The following is a 15,992-nucleotide window of genomic DNA, read 5'->3' on the forward strand; positions in this document are numbered from 1 at the left end:
CGCCGCTCCTTGCCGCCCCGCGCCCGCTCCATGCGCCGCTCCTCGCCTCCTTCGGCCGCTCCACGCGCCGCTCCTTGCCGCCCCGCGCCCGCTCCATGCGCCGCTCCTCGCCTCCTTCGGCCGCTCCACGCGCCGCTCCTTGCCGCCCCGCGCCCGCTCCACGCGCCGCTCCTCGCCTCCCTCGGTCGCTCCACGCGCCGCTCCGCGTCCGCCTCGGCCGCCTCGCACTTCCGCCCCATCACCCCCTCGCGCTCCTTTCCGCGCCCCGGCGCCGCGTCCGCTCCGGCGCGCCGCGTGGGGCGCCGGGGCCCCGTCACCGTGGCAATCCGGCCGTTCTCCCAGGTCGCGGCCGGAGCGAGGGGTGCGCGGCGGTATGCCGCTGACCGGATACGTCGGGGCTCGCGCACGGCGCATCCGCCGCCACGCGCCCCCTGCGTGCTGGCTGGTTGCGTGCCTCTTTGTGAAAAGGCGTATTCGCTCAGTGAAGGCAAGGCGTAGGCTCGGGCATATGCGGACTGGGGTTTCCTTATCGGGCGGGGCGCGGCACACGCCGCGGGCGGGAAGTGGAGGGGAGCGATGAGCGACGGCACGGTGACTCTCCCCTGGCTCGTCGTGCGCCAGGACGACAACGGCAATCGCTACCGGGTGGGCCGGTACGCGACCCGCGCCGAGGCGGAGAGGATCGCGGACAGCCTCGACGGGCGCGGCCACAAGCAGCTCTACTGGGTCGAGCGGATCAGCCGGAGCGCGACGTCCTCCGACTGACCTCCTCCCGTAGGCTCCGGCGCATGAGCGAGCGGATCGTGGTGGTCGGTGCGGCCCTGTGGCACGAGGAGCGGCTGCTCGCCGCGCGCAGGAGCGCGCCCGCCGAACTGGCCGGGCGCTGGGAACTGCCCGGCGGCAAGGTCGAGCCGGGGGAGAGCCCGGACGCGGCGGTGGTACGGGAGTTGCGCGAGGAACTCGGTGTCGACGCCGAGGCGGAAGAGCGCGTCCCGGGTCAGTGGCCGCTGCGGACGCCGTACGTGCTGCAGGTGTGGACCGCCCGGCTGCGCCCCGGATCCGCCGAGCCCCGGCCCCTCGAGGACCACGACGAGCTGCGCTGGCTCACCCCCGACCGGATCTGGGACGTCGACTGGCTCGACCACGATGTGCCCGCCGTCCGCGACACCCTCGCCCATCTCGGCCTCTCGCCCCGGCGGGAGGGCGGGTGAAGCACGACTCCGGCGCCCGGACACGGGAGTGACGGAGCGTGGGCGCCGCTCCGCGCCGTTCGCACCACGATGTGCTGCCGAACGCGGTACTCCGTCCGGTATATCGGGTATGGGGCCATTGACACCCGAGACACCCGAAACACCCGAGACACCGTGACATCGGACCGGGGGAGGCGAGTTCCCTCCGCCCCCTCGGCGGGGAAGTGATCCGCGTGACCGACACCGACGGCGACCGGGCCGCATGGACCTTCGCCGCGGACCCCGGAGCCGTCCGCGTCGCCCGCCGCGCCGTCCGCGACCAACTGCGCCTCTGGGACCTCGACCGTGTCGGCGATCTCACGGCCCTGCTGGTCAGCGAGCTGGTCACCAACGCCCTGCGGCACGCCACCGGCCCCATCGACGTCCGGCTGGTACGCCCCCGCGGCCTCGCCGGGGTCCTCCTCGTGGAGGTCTCCGACCCCCTCCCCGACCCCCCGCGCCCTTCCCCCGCCCGGCCGGACGACGAGGGCGGACGCGGACTGCGGCTCCTGGACTCCGCCTCCCGCCGCTGGGGCACCCGCCCCGGCGCCGCCGGCAAGACCGTGTGGTTCGAACTCACGGTCCCGGACTGAGGCCTCGCACGGCCGTTCACCGGTGTACGCGACCGCGCCTTCCGTCGAGTGACCGGTTCCGGCCCGTGGACGGAGTCGAAGAGGGGGGTTCGACGACGTGTCCGCTGGTTAGAAGACTGGGAGTGTTCTCACGGCACGGACCGAAAAGCATCGGGACCGTGCTGTGATCGTGAACACCGTGTTGTGCGGCGCCGTAGTGCTGGATACTGCGGGCAGCCGCCCCCGGTACCGGTGCCGGACGCGGTGAGCTGGAGGGGACGGTTCGCGTGAGCGAGATACCAGCGAAGGCCACGGAGTCCGAGGACTCGTCGGGCGGCGCGAGGAGCGGGGCCGTCGACGGCCTCTTCTCAGGCGATGCTCCGTCCGGCGGCGTTCCGTCCGGTGACGGGATGTGGCAGAGCAGTCCGCCCGGCTCCATGTACGACTACATCAAGGTCGCCTCGTTCTCCATCGGCCCGGACGGACTCGTCGACCAGTGGAGCGTGCGCGCCGAGCAGATCTTCGGCATTCCCGCGGACCGTGCCCTCGGCATGGACCCCATCGAGGCGTTCGTCGAGCCCGTCCGGCGGGAGCGCGGCCAGCGCAAGATGGCCGAGATCCTCGACGGCCGGGAGTGGACCGGAGTGGTGCCCTTCCGGCTGCCGGACGGACTGGCCGCGGACGAGCGCGACCGGGAGGGCCTCGCCGAGGTCTACGTCATGCCGACGCGGACCGAGGAGGGGGAAAGGGCCGCCGTCTGCATCGTCGTCGACGTCCGCACCCTGCGCCGTATCGAAACCGATCTCGCCGCCTCGCAGGCCATATTCGGCCAATCCCCGTTCGGCTTCCTGCTGATCGACCCCGACCTGCGGGTACGGCGCGCCAACCAGCGGTTCGCCTCCATCTTCGGCGGCACCCCCGACGACCACCGCGGCAAGGGAGTGCACGACTATCTGCCGCGCGGGGAGGCCGAACGGGTCGCGGCGACCCTGCGCCGGGTCCTGGAGTCCGGCAACTCCATCACGGACATGCACGTCACGGGCCATGTGCCGGGCTCCGACGAGCGCCGCCACTGGTCCGTCAACCTCTACCGCGTGCACAGCGGCAGCGGACGGCCCATCGGCATCGCCTGGCTCGGCACCGACATCACCTCCCGCCGCGCCGCCGCCCGCGAGGCCGCCGCCGCACGGCGCAATCTCGCCCTCCTCAACGATGCGGGCGCCCGGATCGGCAACTCGCTGGACCTGGAGACGACCGCCCGCGAACTCCTCGACGTCGTCGTCCCCGGCTTCTGCGACCTGGCCACCGTCGACCTGTACCAGGGCCTGCTGGCCGGTGACGAGACCCCGCCGGGACTCGCCGACGGCAGCGCGGAGGTGCGCCGGGTCGCCTTCGCCAGCGCCGTCTCCGACACGCCGTTCACGGGCGCCGGGGAACGGGTCAAGCTGGGCGCCGTCCACCACTACCCCTTCAACTCGCCCTGCGCGGACGCCCTGCGCACCGCCCGCCCGCAGAGGGTCCCCGGTGAGGACGGCGGTCTGGTGCAGTCCACGCTCGCCGTGCCGATGGTCGCCCACGACACCGTGGTGGGCCTCGTACAGTTCGCCCGCACCAAGGGCAGCGAGCCGTTCGGCGACCGCGACCGCGACCTCGCGGTCGAACTGGCCGCGCGGACCGCCGTCTGCATCGACAACGCCCGGCTGTACCGGCGCGAGCACGAACGCGCGCTGATACTCCAGCGGTCCCTGCTCCCGCCCGGCGACCCGGAGGCCTCCGGCCTCGACATCGCCTGCCGCTATCTGCCCGGCAACGTGGCGACGGGCCGGCCCAGCGAGGTCGGCGGCGACTGGTTCGACGTCATCGAACTGCCCGGCCACCGCACCGCGCTGGTCGTCGGCGACGTCATGGGACGCGGCCTGCGCGCCGCCGTGGCGATGGGTGAACTGCGCACAGCCGTACGCACCCTGGCCCAGCTCGACCTGGAACCCGCCGAGGTCCTCTCCCAGTTGGACGAGATCGCCCGGGGCCTGGGCGCCCCGGCCTTCGCGGGAGGCGTCCAGCAGGCAACCAGAGCCGCCCGCCGCCCCCGCGAGGCGGATCTCTCCGAGGTCTACCTGGCGACCTGCGTCTACGCCGTCTACGACTCGGTGACCAGGAGGTGCACCTTCGCCAACGCGGGCCATCTGCCGCCCGTCCTGGTCGAACCGGGCGAGCCCGCGCTGATGCTGGACGTGCCGCCCGGCATGCCGCTCGGCGTCGGCGGGGAACCCTTCGAGGAGGTGGAGGTCGAACTGCCCGAAGGCGCCCTGCTCGCGCTCTACACGGATGGACTGGTCGAAAGCCGCGATCACCCCCTCGACGAAGGCCTCCAGGCGTTCGTGAGCGCCCTGACGGACCCCTCCGCCCCACTGGAGGACGTCTGCGACCACGTGCTCAACACCCTCGACACCCACCACGGCGAGGACGACATCGCCCTGCTGATGGCCCGCGTCCAGGGACTGCCCGCCGACTCCGTCGGCGACTGGACCCTGCCCCGCGAGCCCCGCAGCGTGGGCCGCGCCCGCGAGTACGCCCGCGCACAACTGCTCTCCTGGGACATGGAGCCCCTGGTCGACACCACGGAACTCCTGGTCAGCGAACTGGTCACCAACGCCCTGCGGTACGGCGAGGGCGAGATCAGACTCCGTCTGCTCCTCGACCGGACGCTGGTCTGCGAGGTCTGGGACTCCGGCCTGGTCCAGCCCCGCCGACGGCGCGCCCGGGACACCGACGAGGGCGGCCGCGGCCTCCAGCTCGTCGGCCTGCTCAGCGCGGCCTGGGGCTCACGCCGTACGCCCCGGGGCAAGACGGTCTGGTTCGAACTCCCCCTCCCCGGCACCGACACCGTCCTCACCGACCCGGCGGAGGCCCTGCTGAGCCTGTTCTGACGGTACGCCGGTGAGGTGCGTACGCTCGCGTCATGCACCTCACCCCGGTCACCCCGGTGCGTCTGACGGCCGGCACCCTCACCCTGCGCCCGTGGGCTTTTGAGGACGCGGCCTTCCTCGCCGAGCTGTACCAGGACGAGGCCCTGCGCCGCTGGGCGAGCGCGCCCGTGCACGACGAGCCGGGCGCGGCGCGCTGGGTGGCCGAGCAGCAGCGCGGCTGGGAGACCGGCGAACGCCTCGCGTTCGCCGTGACGGAGACGCGGTCGCCCGACGCCCGGCCCGCGGGCAACGTGGTCCTCAAACGCCCGGCCATGTCGTCCTCCTCGGCCGAGGTCGGCTACTGGACCGCGGCCCACGCACGGGGCAGGGGAGTGGCGCCGCGTGCCCTGGCGGCCCTGGCCGACTGGGCGTTCACGGCCTTCGCCCAGGAGGGCCTGGTCCGCCTGGAGTTGTTGCACCAGGTCGACAACACGGCCTCCTGCCGGGTCGCGGAGAAGAGCGGTTTCGTCCTGTCCGGTGTGCTCCCCGCCGCCCCGCCCGCCTTCCCCCTGGACGGTCACCTGCACCAACGGCAGGCGCCCCTCGCCGCATGATCGCAACCGGAACACCCGTTCCCCTCGTCCTCTCCCTCAACGTCAACCACACGGTTGCCGACGGGAGTCGGCGGGTGAGGGAGAGCCGGTATGGAACGCACCGAGCCGCAGGAACCGGCCACGTCGGGGGAGGAGACATCCCCGGACCCGGCACCTCCCACCCGGGGGCACACGGATCCGGCGGACTCGGCGGACCCGGCGGACCGGGCGGGCAAGGCATCCTCCCCCTCGGCGCACACCGGGGGGAGCGACAAGGGCGGCGAGGATGCTCCGCCCGACGCGGCCGACGGCGATTCCCCGTCCGGCGCGCCGACGCGTGCGGAGACGGAGGTCGTGTCGGGGGAGGAGTCTTCGCCGGAGCCGGCCGGGGTGGGTGGGGTGGGCCGTGGGGCTTCGTCCGGGGAGCCGGCAGAGGGCGGTGCGCGGCTCGGTGCGCCGAGGTCGGGTGCGGAGTCGGTGGCCGATGCGTTTCCGGCGGAGCGGGCGGAGGCGGGTGCCCCGGACGGTGCGGAGGGCGAGGCCTCTGTGGCGGAGGCGGCCGGGGCGTCCCCGCCAGGGTCTGCCGGGGCGGAGGCCACCCGTGACGAGGCCTGCCCGGGAGAGCAGGCCGACGGGGAGTCGAGCGGTGGGGAGTCGAGCGACGGGGAGGCGGCCGACGGGGAGCCGACCGGCCACGAGGCGGCCGCACCCCCCGAAGGGCGGGCCGGCAAGCGGCGCGGGCCCTGGGGGCGCCGGGTCAGGCGCACCGCGCTCGCCCTCGTCCTGCTGCTGATCGTGCCGCTCCTCGCCGTGGAGACCGCCCTGCGGGTCAACTACATGGGCGACCCGGCGGACGGCACGTACACCCGTGACCGGGACGCCATGTGGCTCGGGCACGCGTGGGTCGACGGGCGGAAGAAGGACGCCGACGTCAGCGCGCTGGCCCGCCGCCTGAAGGGCACCGGCATCCGGGACCTCTACGTCCACTCCGGTCCCCTGGAGCACGACGGCACCCTGCCGGAATCGAAGTACCCGCGCGCCCGCTGGTTCATCGACTCCGTGCACCGGGAACTGCCGGGCGTCCGGGTCCAGGCCTTCCTCGGGGACGTCCTCGCCAACGAGGGCAACGACGGCCTGCACCTGGACCGCGCCGCCACCCGCGCGGAGATCGTGCGCAGCGCCGGTCAGGTCCTGGACACCGGCTACGACGGTGTCCACCTCGACCTGGAGCCCCTGCACTCCGGCGACCGGGACTACCTCTCCCTCCTGGACGACCTGCGCGCCGTCACCCGCGCCGAGGACGCCCGGCTGTCGGTCGCCGCCCACCAGATCGACCCGCTCCCGGGACTCCACTCGGTCGCCGGTCTCGTCGCCGACCATCCCAAGTGGTGGTCGCAGAAGTTCTTCGGCCAGGTGGCCCGGCGCGTCGACCAGATCGCCGTGATGTCGTACGACACCGCGCGGCCGCTGGAGAGCACCTACGGCGGCTACGTGGCCCAGCAGACCTCCCTCGCCCTGGAGGTCACCCCGCCCACCACCCATCTGCTGATGGGCCTGCCCTTCTACTACGAGAGCAATCCCAGCCACTGGGGTCACGCCGAGACCGTCGCCGCCGCCGTGCGCGGTGCCCGCCTCGGCCTCTCCCGGACGGACCCCGACCGGGAACTCTTCGGTGTCGCCCCGTACATCGACTTCGCGGCGACGGAGACCAACTGGGACGAGTACCGGGAGGGCTGGCTGCGTCCTAACGCCTCCTGATCTTCGAGCCCAGCCACACCAGCGGGTCGTACTTGCGGTCCGCCACCCGTTCCTTCATCGGGATCAGCGCGTTGTCCGTGATCCTGATGCCCTCGGGGCAGACCTCCGTACAGCACTTGGTGATGTTGCAGTAGCCGAGGCCGTGTTCCTCCTGGGCCGTGCGCGCCCGGTCCAGGCCGGCGTCCTCGGCGGCGTCCAGCGGATGCATGTCGAGCTCCGCCACCCGCATCAGGAAGCGCGGCCCGGCGAACGCCGGCTTGTTCTCCTCGTGGTCGCGGACCACGTGGCAGACGTCCTGGCACAGGAAGCACTCGATGCACTTGCGGAACTCCTGCGACCGGTCGACGTCCTCCTGCATCATCCGGTACTCGCCCGCACCGACCCCCTCCGGCGGCACGAACGCCGGGATCTGCCGGGCCTTGGTGTAGTTGAAGCCGACGTCGGTCACCAGGTCGCGGACCACGGGGAAGGCCCGCAGCGGGGTCACGGTGATCGTCTCGTCCGGCTCGAAGACCGACATGCGGGTCATGCACAGCAGCCGGGGGCGCCCGTTGATCTCCGCCGAGCACGAACCGCACTTGCCGGCCTTGCAGTTCCAGCGCACGGCGAGGTCGGGGGCCTGGGTGGCCTGGAGGCGGTGGATGATGTCGAGCACCACCTCGCCGTCGTTCACCTCGACCTCGAAGTCCTCCAGGCCGCCACCCTCGACGTCCCCCCGCCACACCTTGAAGCGGGCCTCATAGCTGCTCACTCGTACAGCTCCTCTTCGGCGAGGTACTTGACCAGCTCCTCCTTCTCGAAGAGGGCGAGCAGGTCGGGGCGGATGGGTTCGGTTCTCTCGCGGGTGAGGGCGATCCGGTCGCCCGGCGCCGCGGGATCGTCCGGGGCGCCGGCGAGCGCGCACAGCAGGTTGACGTTGCGCCAGGCGCGGTCCATGCCGGAGTGGTCCTCGCGGGTGTGCCCGCCGCGCGACTCGGTGCGCTCCAGCGCCGCGCGGGCCACGCACTCGCTGACCAGCAGCATGTTCCTGAGGTCGAGGGCGAGGTGCCAGCCCGGGTTGAACTGCCGGTGCCCCTCGACCCCGGCGCGGCGGGCCCGTACCCGCAGCTCGGCGAGCTTGGTCAGGGCCTGCTCCATCTCGTGCTCGCGACGGATGATGCCCACCAGGTCGTTCATCGTCTGCTGGAGCTCCTGGTGGACCGTGTACGGGTTCTCCGGCGGACCCTCGGCCGGTTCCCCGCCCTCCGCGGAGAACGGGCGCAGCGCCTCCGCGGCGGCCGTGTCGACCTGTCCGCCGTCCACCCGGGGCCGCGCGTCCCCCGCCGTGGAGCTCGCGTACTCGGCCGCGTGCCAGCCGGCCCGGCGCCCGAACACCAGCAGGTCGGACAGGGAGTTGCCGCCGAGCCGGTTGGAGCCGTGCATGCCGCCGGCCACCTCGCCGGCCGCGAACAGCCCGGGCACCCCGCGTGCCGCCGCCGAGTCGGAGTCGACGGCGATGCCGCCCATCACGTAGTGGCAGGTCGGCCCGACCTCCATCGGCTCCGCCGTGATGTCGACGTCCGCCAGCTCCTTGAACTGGTGGTACATCGACGGCAGCCGCCGTTTGATCACCTCGGCCGGCATCCGCGTGGACACGTCCAGGAAGACCCCGCCGTGCGGGGAGCCGCGGCCCGCCTTCACCTCGGCGTTGATCGCGCGGGCCACCTCGTCGCGCGGGAGCAGTTCGGGCGGGCGGCGGTTGTGGTCCGGGTCCTCGTACCAGCGGTCGCCCTCCTCCTCGGACTCGGCGTACTTCTCCTTGAAGACGTCCGGGACGTAGTCGAACATGAACCGCTTGCCCTCGGAGTTGCGCAGCACCCCGCCGTCCCCGCGCACCGACTCGGTGACGAGGATGCCCTTCACCGACGGCGGCCAGACCATCCCGGTCGGGTGGAACTGCACGAACTCCATGTTGAGCAGCGGGGCCCCGGCCAGCAGTGCCAGCGCGTGCCCGTCGCCGGTGTACTCCCACGAGTTCGAGGTCACCTTGAACGACTTGCCGATCCCGCCGGTCGCGATCACCACGGCGGGCGCTTCGAGGACGAAGAAGCGCCCGGTCTCCCGCTCGTAGCCGAAGACCCCCGATACCCGGGACCCGTCCTTCAGCACCCGGGTGACGGTGCACTCCTGGAAGACCTTCAGCCGGGACTCGTAGTCCCCGGTCTCCCGGAAGTCCTCCTGCTGGAGCGCGACGATCTTCTGCTGGAGGGTGCGGATCAGCTCAAGACCCGTACGGTCGCCCACATGGGCCAGTCGCGGGTACTCGTGACCGCCGAAGTTGCGCTGCGAGATCCGGCCGTCCTTCGTCCGGTCGAACAGCGCGCCCCAGGTCTCCAGCTCCCACACGCGCTGCGGTGCCTCCTGTGCGTGCAGCTCGGCCATCCGCCACTGGTTGAGGAACTTCCCGCCGCGCATGGTGTCGCGGAAGTGCGTCTGCCAGTTGTCGCCGGAGTTGACATTGCCCATCGCCGCCGCGATGCCGCCCTCGGCCATCACGGTGTGGGCCTTGCCGAACAGCGACTTGCAGATCACGGCCGTACGGGCGCCCCGCTCGCGTGCCTCGACGGCGGCGCGCAGGCCCGCGCCACCGGCTCCGACCACGACGACGTCCCACTCCTGTCGGTCGACCACGGACATCAGTCAAAGCCCCCAGCTAGAAGAAGCGCGGATCGTCGAAGACACCGGTCGCGACGAGGTACACGTAGAGGTCGGCGAGCGCCACACTCAGCAGCGACGCCCAGGCGAGCTGCATGTGCCGGGCGTTGAGCCGGCCCACCCACTGCCACATCCGGTAGCGCACCGGATGCCGGGAGAAGTGCTTGAGCTTTCCGCCGACGATGTGCCGGCAGGAGTGGCAGGAGATCGTGTACGCCCAGATCAGCGCGATGTTGACCAGGAAGACCAGGGTGCCGAGACCCATGTGGCCCCACCGGTAGTCCTCGTCGCGGAAGGCGAGCACGGTGTCGTAGGTCAGGATGCAGGCGACCAGCAGCGCCGCGTAGAAGAAGTACCGGTGGATGTTCTGCAGGATGAGGGGGAAGCGGGTCTCCCCGGTGTACGTGGCGTGCGGTTCGGCGACGGCGCAGGCCGGCGGGGACGCCCAGAAGCCCCGGTAGTAGGCCTTGCGGTAGTAGTAGCAGGTCAGCCGGAAGCCGAGCGGGAAGATCAGGATGATGATCGCCGGCGAGAGGCCCCACCAGCTGCCGAACAGCTCCCAGTTGGGTCCGGCCTTCATCGGCTCGCAGTTCTCCGCGAGACAGGGCGAGTAGAACGGCGAGACATACGGTGCCGCGTAGTAGTCGGCGTTCGCGAGGGCCCGCCAGGTCGAGTAGACGACGAAGGCGAGCAGCCCGGCCGCGGTGGCGGCCGGGGCCAGCCACCAGCGGTCGGTCCGCAGGTGCGGGGCGGCGATCGCGGCGCGGGTACCGGTTCTCACGCCGCCGCGTCGGGGATGGGGTTCTGTGGCAGGAGGTTCCGTGCCAGTGGCCACTTGTCCACTCCGGTAGGGGTCAGGGGGGCGTGTCGGCAGCGGGGGTCAGGGAGCGTGACGGCCGCGGGCGCCGAGACCCTCGTCGTCCGTGTCCACCCACAGTGAGCGGTCGTAGGGAGTGTCGGAGATGGTCACGAGGTCGGTGCGCTTCTGGGGGGCCGCGGTGGCGGCGGTCGTCTCCCGCAGCAGCGCGACGCTCTCGCGCAGGTGATTGGTGTCGGACCGGACGCGGCGCATCTCCAGGCCGCCGCTGCCCATCTGCTTCTCCAGGCGCCCCACCGACCGGATCAGGTCGTCGAGACAGCGCTGGACGGATGTCAGTTCGTCGTGCACGGACATGACTTGCCCTCACTTCCACGGGTCCTTCTGGCCCAAGGCGGCAACGTTCATGCGCCTGCGAGTGTTGCGCGTCACACCTTGCGCTGTGAAGGGATGTGCATCGATTGGCTGAGGCGTATGGGTGCACCTTCTCGGTGCGTTGCGCCGCACGGGTGGGCTTGACACCCGTGGCCGCCGTGTCGCCCTGAGTTGCCGAACCCTTTCCTCTTCAGTGGGCCGCATACATCGGATGAGCTCCAAATACCACCAAAAGTGATCGTAACGCCCGCGGCTTCCCGGAGGTACCCAGAGATGTCCCACGACGGCGTCGGACCACGCGCCGCTCAGCGCTCGGTCGCCTTCCTCACCGCGGGAATCCTCGCGGTGCCCGCGCTGGCCGGATGCGGCTCCGACGACGACCCCGCGGGCAGGCCGCTCGCCGGAGCGGACATCGCGCGCGCCGACCGGGCGAGGATCGCCGACGGGGGCACCCTGCGCTGGGCCGTGGACTCCGTCCCGGCGACCCTGAACACCTTCCAGGCGGACGCCGACACCACCACCAGCCGGGTCGCCCAGGCCGTCCTGCCCTCCCTGTACCGGATGGACGGCCGGGGCCGGGCCGTGCGCAACCCGGACTATCTGGAGTCCGCCGAGGTCGTCGACACCGAGCCCCAGCAGGTGGTCCTCTACAAGCTCAACCAGCAGGCGGTCTGGAGCGACGGCCGCGAGATCGGCGCCGCCGACTTCGCCGCCCAGTGGCGCGCCCTGTCCGGCAAGGACACCGCCTACTGGACCGCCCGCAACGCCGGCTACGACCGCATCGGGAAGGTCGAGCGGGGCAAGAACGACCTCGAGGTCAAGGTCACCTTCAGCCGCCCCTACGCCGACTGGAAGTCGCTGTTCACCCCGCTGTACCCCAAGGAGGTCATGGGCACCCCGGACTCCTTCAACGACGGGGCGCGCAAGAAGCTGAAGGTCACCGCGGGGCCCTTCACGGTGAAGAAGGTCGACACCGTGGAGGACGAGGTCACCCTCACCCGCAACCCGCGCTGGTGGGGCGAACCGGCGAAGCTCTCGGAGATCGTGCTGCGCTCCGTCGCCCACGACAAGCGGATCTCCGCGCTCAGCGCCGGCACCCTCGACCTGGCCGAGATCGATCCCACCGCCGCCGGCCGGATCACCGCCGCCGCGCTTCCGCCGGACGAGAGCGGGGGCGCCCCCCTCGCGGGCCCCGGCGCGGACCGGTCCGCCGCGGACGCGCTGCGCTCCTGGGCGGTCGCCAACGGCTCCGACGAGGACGCCGCCGACGAGGAGATCACCGCCCGCGAGAAGCTCCGCAAGAAGGCCGCGAAGTACGCCCGTCAGCAGAAGGCCCTCGGCGGCTTCGAGGTCCGCAAGTCCCTGGAGCCCGCCTACACCCAGCTGGCCCTCAACGGCGCCGAGGGCCCCCTGGCCGACGAGCGGGTCCGCCGGGCCGTGGCCCGTGCCCTGGACCGCACGGCCATCGCCGAGGCCGTCCTGAAGCCGCTGGGCCTGCCCGCCCGGCCCGTCGGCAGCCACCTCGCACTCTCCGGCCAGTCCGCCTACGCCGACGGCAGCGGAGCCCTCGGTGAGCAGGACGCCAAGGAGGCCCGGGCACTGCTCGCGGACGCCGGCTGGGTGCGCGGGGGCCCGGTCGAGGAGGAGAAGAAGGACGAGGAGGAGAAGGCGGCCGGGTCCGAGAGCGACGAGGACTCCGGCAGCGACAAGGGCTCCGACGGCGCATCCGGGGGCGACGACGGCACGTACATCGTCGGCGAGGACGACAAGGACGAGAATAATGAAAAGGGCGACAAGGCCGACAAAGGCGACGGCAGCGGGAGCGACGGTGACAGCAAGGCCCCCCGCGACTCGGGCACCGGCACCCAGCAGCTGAACCAGGGCGGTGCACCCGGCGCCTACGCCCCCAAGGGCACGGCCGCCCCGGCCCGCGCCGAGAACGCCCCCGTCGCCAAGGACGGCAAGGCGCTCACCCTCCGTTTTGTCCTGCCCTCGGGGCCCGGCTCGGACACGTCGGCCACCGTGGCCGCCCGGATCAGCGCGATGCTGGAGAAGATCGGCATCCGCACCGACATCTCCAAGGTCGACAACGAGAGCTACTTCAAGGACCACATCGCCTCGGGCGAGTACGACCTCGCCCTGTACTCGTGGCCCGCGACCGCCTTCCCCGCCACCGACGCCCGCCCCGTCTACTCCAAGCCGGTCGCGGCCGCCGACGGCTCCCTGAACGTGGAGCAGAACTACACCCGCGTCGGTACCGACCGGGTGGACCAGCTCTTCGACCAGGCCATCGGCACCCTCGACGACGCCGAGCGCCACGCCCTGCTCCGCAAGGCCGACTCCCGCATCTGGGCGGCAGCCGGCTCGATCCCCCTCTTCCAGCGTCCCCAGCTCACCGCGGCCCGCGAGAACCTGGCCAACGCGGGCGCCTTCGGCTTCCGCACGCCGGTCTTCGAGGACATGGGCTTCCTGAAGAAGTCCGCTCAGGGCCCGTCCGGCTCGCCGGCCGGACCCGGCTCGGAGGGCTCGCCGGAGGCGAGGAGCCCCGAGCCGTCGTCCGGGGACTGACGGCTCCGGACCACACGGAAGCGGGCCCCCCCCCCCCGGGGGGGGGGGCGGGGGAGGCCCCGCGGGCCTACCCCCTCCCGGCCGGGGCGGGGGGGGGGGGGGGGGGCGCGCGGCGGGGCGGCCGCCCCCCCCCCCCCCCCCCCCCCCCCCCCCCCCCCCCCCCGGGGGGGGCCCCCCCGCTTCCGTAGGCCCAGGGTCCTTACCCGGTCCCGGCCGGTCCGGCCGTATGCGTCGGTGTGCCCGGGCGGCCGACGGTGTCCGGGCACCCACCCGATCCCGTGCCGTGCGTGCTCGGCGGCGGGCCCGGCCTGGTCCGGCCGGGACCGGCGCGGCGTCGGCCCGCCCGCATGCGTCGGTGTGCCCGGACGCCCGGCGGTGTCCGGGTCGCGGCCCGGTCCCGTGGCGGGCGCCCTGCCGGTGGGGTGGTGTCCGGCGCCGCATCGGTCCGGCCGTGCTCGGATACCCGCCCGGTCAGCCGTGCCCGGCGCCGCGTCGGTCCGGCCGCGCCCGGGGATCCGGCCGGTCAGCCGTGCTTGGCGCGGCTCGCGGCGCGGGCGCGCTCGCGGGCGTCCAGGTTCACCTTGCGGATGCGGATGGCCTCCGGGGTGACCTCCACGCACTCGTCGTCGCGGCAGAACTCCAGGGACTGCTCCAGCGACAGCTTGCGCGGCGGGACGATCGACTCGGCCACGTCGGCCGTGGACGACCGCATGTTGGTGAGCTTCTTCTCCTTGGTGATGTTGACGTCCATGTCGTCGGAGCGCGAGTTCTCGCCGACGATCATGCCCTCGTACACCTCGGTGCCGGGCTCGACGAACAGCACGCCGCGCTCCTGGAGGTTGGTCATCGCGAACGCGGTGACCGCGCCCGCGCGGTCGGCGACCAGGGAGCCGTTGTTGCGGGTGGTCAGCGTGCCGAACCAGGGCTCGTGGCCCTCGTGGATGGAGTGGCCGATGCCCGTGCCGCGGGTCTGGGTCAGGAACTCCGTACGGAAGCCGATCAGACCGCGCGAGGGCACCACGAACTCCATGCGCACCCAGCCGGAGCCGTGGTTGGACATGTTGTCCATCCGGCCCTTGCGGACGCCCATGAGCTGCGTGACCGCGCCCATGTGCTCCTCGGGGACGTCGACGGTCATGCGCTCGACCGGCTCGTGGACCTTGCCGTCGACCTCCTTGGTGACCACCTGAGGCTTGCCGATGGTGAGCTCGAAGCCCTCACGGCGCATCTGCTCGACCAGGATGGCCAGCGCCAGCTCGCCGCGGCCCTGTACCTCCCAGGCGTCGGGGCGGTCGGTGTCCAGGACGCGCAGCGACACGTTGCCGATCAGCTCGCGGTCCAGACGGTCCTTGACCTGGCGGGCGGTGACCTTGCGGTCCTTGACGGCCGCCTTGTTGTCGGCGCCCTTGCCGGTGCCGCCGCGGCCGACCAGCGGGGAGGTGTTGGTGCCGATGGTCATGGAGATCGCCGGCTCGTCGACCGTGATCAGCGGCAGCGGGACGGGGTTCTCCGGGTCGGCCAGGGTCTCGCCGATCATGATGTCCGGAATGCCGGCGACGGCACAGATGTCACCGGGGGCGGCCTTCTCCGCGGGCTTGCGGGTGAGCGCCTCGGTCATCATCAGCTCGGAGATGCGCACGTTGGTGACGGAGCCGTCCCGCTTCATCCAGGCGACCGTCTGGCCCTTCTTCAGCTCACCCTGGTGAACGCGCAGCAGGGCGATACGGCCGAGGAAGTTGTCGGCGTCGAGGTTGGTGACGTGGGCCTGGAGCGGGGCGTCCGCGTCGTAGGTCGGCGCCGGGATGTAGTCCAGGATCGTCGAGAAGAACGGTTCCAGGCTGGTGGAGTCGGACGGGACCGTGCCGTCCTGCGGCTTGGTCAGGGAGGCGACGCCGTCCCGCCCGCAGGCGTAGACGATCGGGAACTCGATCTGCTCCTCGTCGGCGTCCAGGTCGAGGAAGAGGTCGTAGGTCTCGTTGACGACCTCGTCGATACGGGCGTCCGGGCGGTCCGTCTTGTTGATGCACAGGATGATGGGCAGCCGCTGCTGCAGCGCCTTGCGCAGCACGAAGCGGGTCTGCGGCAGCGGGCCCTCGGAGGCGTCCACCAGCAGCACCACACCGTCGACCATCGACAGGCCGCGCTCGACCTCACCGCCGAAGTCGGCGTGGCCGGGGGTGTCGATGATGTTGATCGTGATGGGCTCCCCGCCGTCCTTGGGGTGGTACTTCACCGCCGTGTTCTTGGCGAGGATCGTGATGCCCTTCTCACGCTCCAGGTCGTTCGAGTCCATCATGCGGTCGTCGACCTGGTCGAGCTGGTGGGCGGCGAAGGAGCCGGCCTGCTTGAGCATGCCGTCGACGATGGTGGTCTTGCCGTGGTCGACGTGGGCGACGATGGCGACGTTGCGGATGTCGTGGCGCGTGGCCATAAAAGGCGTACTCCCGGAGTGCTGAGGAATGCCCTGCACGAGCATCTGT

General features: G+C 72.2%; 12 protein-coding genes. 7 read left to right on the forward strand and 5 right to left on the reverse strand.

The features are described 5' to 3' along the window. Positions 1 to 576: 576 nt before the first annotated feature. From ACIF9R_RS02995 to ACIF9R_RS03020, 6 genes are all read left to right on the forward strand, one after another. On the forward strand, positions 577 to 765 hold the full coding sequence (locus ACIF9R_RS02995) for an SPOR domain-containing protein (RefSeq protein WP_399973452.1): 189 nt from the start codon (positions 577 to 579) through the stop codon (positions 763 to 765). Positions 766 to 788: 23 nt separating this feature from the next. Then, positions 789 to 1,211, forward strand: coding sequence for a (deoxy)nucleoside triphosphate pyrophosphohydrolase (locus ACIF9R_RS03000; protein ID WP_399973455.1), 423 nt, complete (start codon positions 789 to 791; stop codon positions 1,209 to 1,211). A 203-nt stretch (positions 1,212 to 1,414) separates the two neighbouring features. After that, positions 1,415 to 1,822, forward strand: coding sequence for an ATP-binding protein (locus ACIF9R_RS03005; RefSeq protein ID WP_399973456.1), 408 nt, complete (start codon positions 1,415 to 1,417; stop codon positions 1,820 to 1,822). A 266-nt stretch (positions 1,823 to 2,088) separates the two neighbouring features. Further along, positions 2,089 to 4,728, forward strand: coding sequence for a SpoIIE family protein phosphatase (locus ACIF9R_RS03010; protein WP_399973458.1), 2,640 nt, complete (start codon positions 2,089 to 2,091; stop codon positions 4,726 to 4,728). 32 nt (positions 4,729 to 4,760) lie between these two features. Next, positions 4,761 to 5,321, forward strand: a complete 561-nt coding sequence (locus tag ACIF9R_RS03015; protein ID WP_399973461.1) for a GNAT family N-acetyltransferase — start codon at positions 4,761 to 4,763, stop codon at positions 5,319 to 5,321. A gap of 525 nt (positions 5,322 to 5,846) precedes the next feature. After that, positions 5,847 to 7,058 carry a hypothetical protein gene (locus tag ACIF9R_RS03020; RefSeq protein ID WP_399973973.1) on the forward strand — a complete coding sequence of 404 codons (1,212 nt, stop codon included), beginning with the start codon at positions 5,847 to 5,849 and terminating at the stop codon, positions 7,056 to 7,058. Here ACIF9R_RS03020 and ACIF9R_RS03025 read toward each other — a convergent pair. From ACIF9R_RS03025 to ACIF9R_RS03040, 4 genes are read right to left on the reverse strand one after another with little or no spacing between them, the layout of a single operon-like run. Continuing rightward, entirely contained in the window at positions 7,045 to 7,809 is a 765-nt protein-coding gene (locus ACIF9R_RS03025) for a succinate dehydrogenase/fumarate reductase iron-sulfur subunit (protein WP_399973464.1), read from the reverse strand. The genes ACIF9R_RS03020 and ACIF9R_RS03025 overlap by 14 nt on opposite strands. Beyond that, positions 7,806 to 9,734: a fumarate reductase/succinate dehydrogenase flavoprotein subunit gene (locus ACIF9R_RS03030; RefSeq protein ID WP_399973467.1), complete on the reverse strand. Its 1,929-nt coding sequence runs from the start codon at positions 9,732 to 9,734 to the stop codon at positions 7,806 to 7,808. The genes ACIF9R_RS03025 and ACIF9R_RS03030 overlap by 4 nt, the downstream gene beginning before the upstream one ends. Positions 9,735 to 9,750: 16 nt before the next feature. After that, a complete protein-coding gene (locus ACIF9R_RS03035) occupies positions 9,751 to 10,587 on the reverse strand; it encodes a hypothetical protein (RefSeq protein WP_399973469.1) in 837 nt (278 codons plus the stop codon). A gap of 45 nt (positions 10,588 to 10,632) precedes the next feature. Then, positions 10,633 to 10,926, reverse strand: a complete 294-nt coding sequence (locus ACIF9R_RS03040; RefSeq protein ID WP_399973472.1) for a hypothetical protein — start codon at positions 10,924 to 10,926, stop codon at positions 10,633 to 10,635. A 291-nt stretch (positions 10,927 to 11,217) separates the two neighbouring features. On the opposite strand from ACIF9R_RS03040, the gene ACIF9R_RS03045 reads away from it, so the two are divergent. Continuing rightward, positions 11,218 to 13,512: an ABC transporter family substrate-binding protein gene (locus ACIF9R_RS03045; protein ID WP_399973474.1), complete on the forward strand. Its 2,295-nt coding sequence runs from the start codon at positions 11,218 to 11,220 to the stop codon at positions 13,510 to 13,512. A 523-nt stretch (positions 13,513 to 14,035) separates the two neighbouring features. On the opposite strand, the gene typA is transcribed toward ACIF9R_RS03045, so the two are convergent. Beyond that, positions 14,036 to 15,943, reverse strand: a complete 1,908-nt coding sequence (typA, locus tag ACIF9R_RS03050) for a translational GTPase TypA (protein ID WP_399973476.1) — start codon at positions 15,941 to 15,943, stop codon at positions 14,036 to 14,038. Between the last annotated feature and the right edge of the window lie 49 nt (positions 15,944 to 15,992).

The sequence above is a fragment of the Streptomyces sp. NPDC086080 genome (genome assembly GCF_044540255.1).
GTDB lineage: Bacteria > Actinomycetota > Actinomycetes > Streptomycetales > Streptomycetaceae > Streptomyces.

Bases quoted from the DNA above. Each gene is read 5' to 3' on its own strand.
- ACIF9R_RS02995 (WP_399973452.1), top strand. From the start codon at position 577: ATGAGCGACGGCACGGTGACTCTCCCCTGGCTCGTCGTGCGCCAGGAC.
- ACIF9R_RS03000 (WP_399973455.1), top strand. From the start codon at position 789: ATGAGCGAGCGGATCGTGGTGGTCGGTGCGGCCCTGTGGCACGAGGAG.
- ACIF9R_RS03015 (WP_399973461.1), top strand. From the start codon at position 4,761: ATGCACCTCACCCCGGTCACCCCGGTGCGTCTGACGGCCGGCACCCTC.
- ACIF9R_RS03030 (WP_399973467.1), bottom strand. From the start codon at position 9,734: ATGTCCGTGGTCGACCGACAGGAGTGGGACGTCGTCGTGGTCGGAGCC.
- ACIF9R_RS03040 (WP_399973472.1), bottom strand. From the start codon at position 10,926: ATGTCCGTGCACGACGAACTGACATCCGTCCAGCGCTGTCTCGACGAC.
- ACIF9R_RS03045 (WP_399973474.1), top strand. From the start codon at position 11,218: ATGTCCCACGACGGCGTCGGACCACGCGCCGCTCAGCGCTCGGTCGCC.
- typA (WP_399973476.1), bottom strand. From the start codon at position 15,943: ATGGCCACGCGCCACGACATCCGCAACGTCGCCATCGTCGCCCACGTC.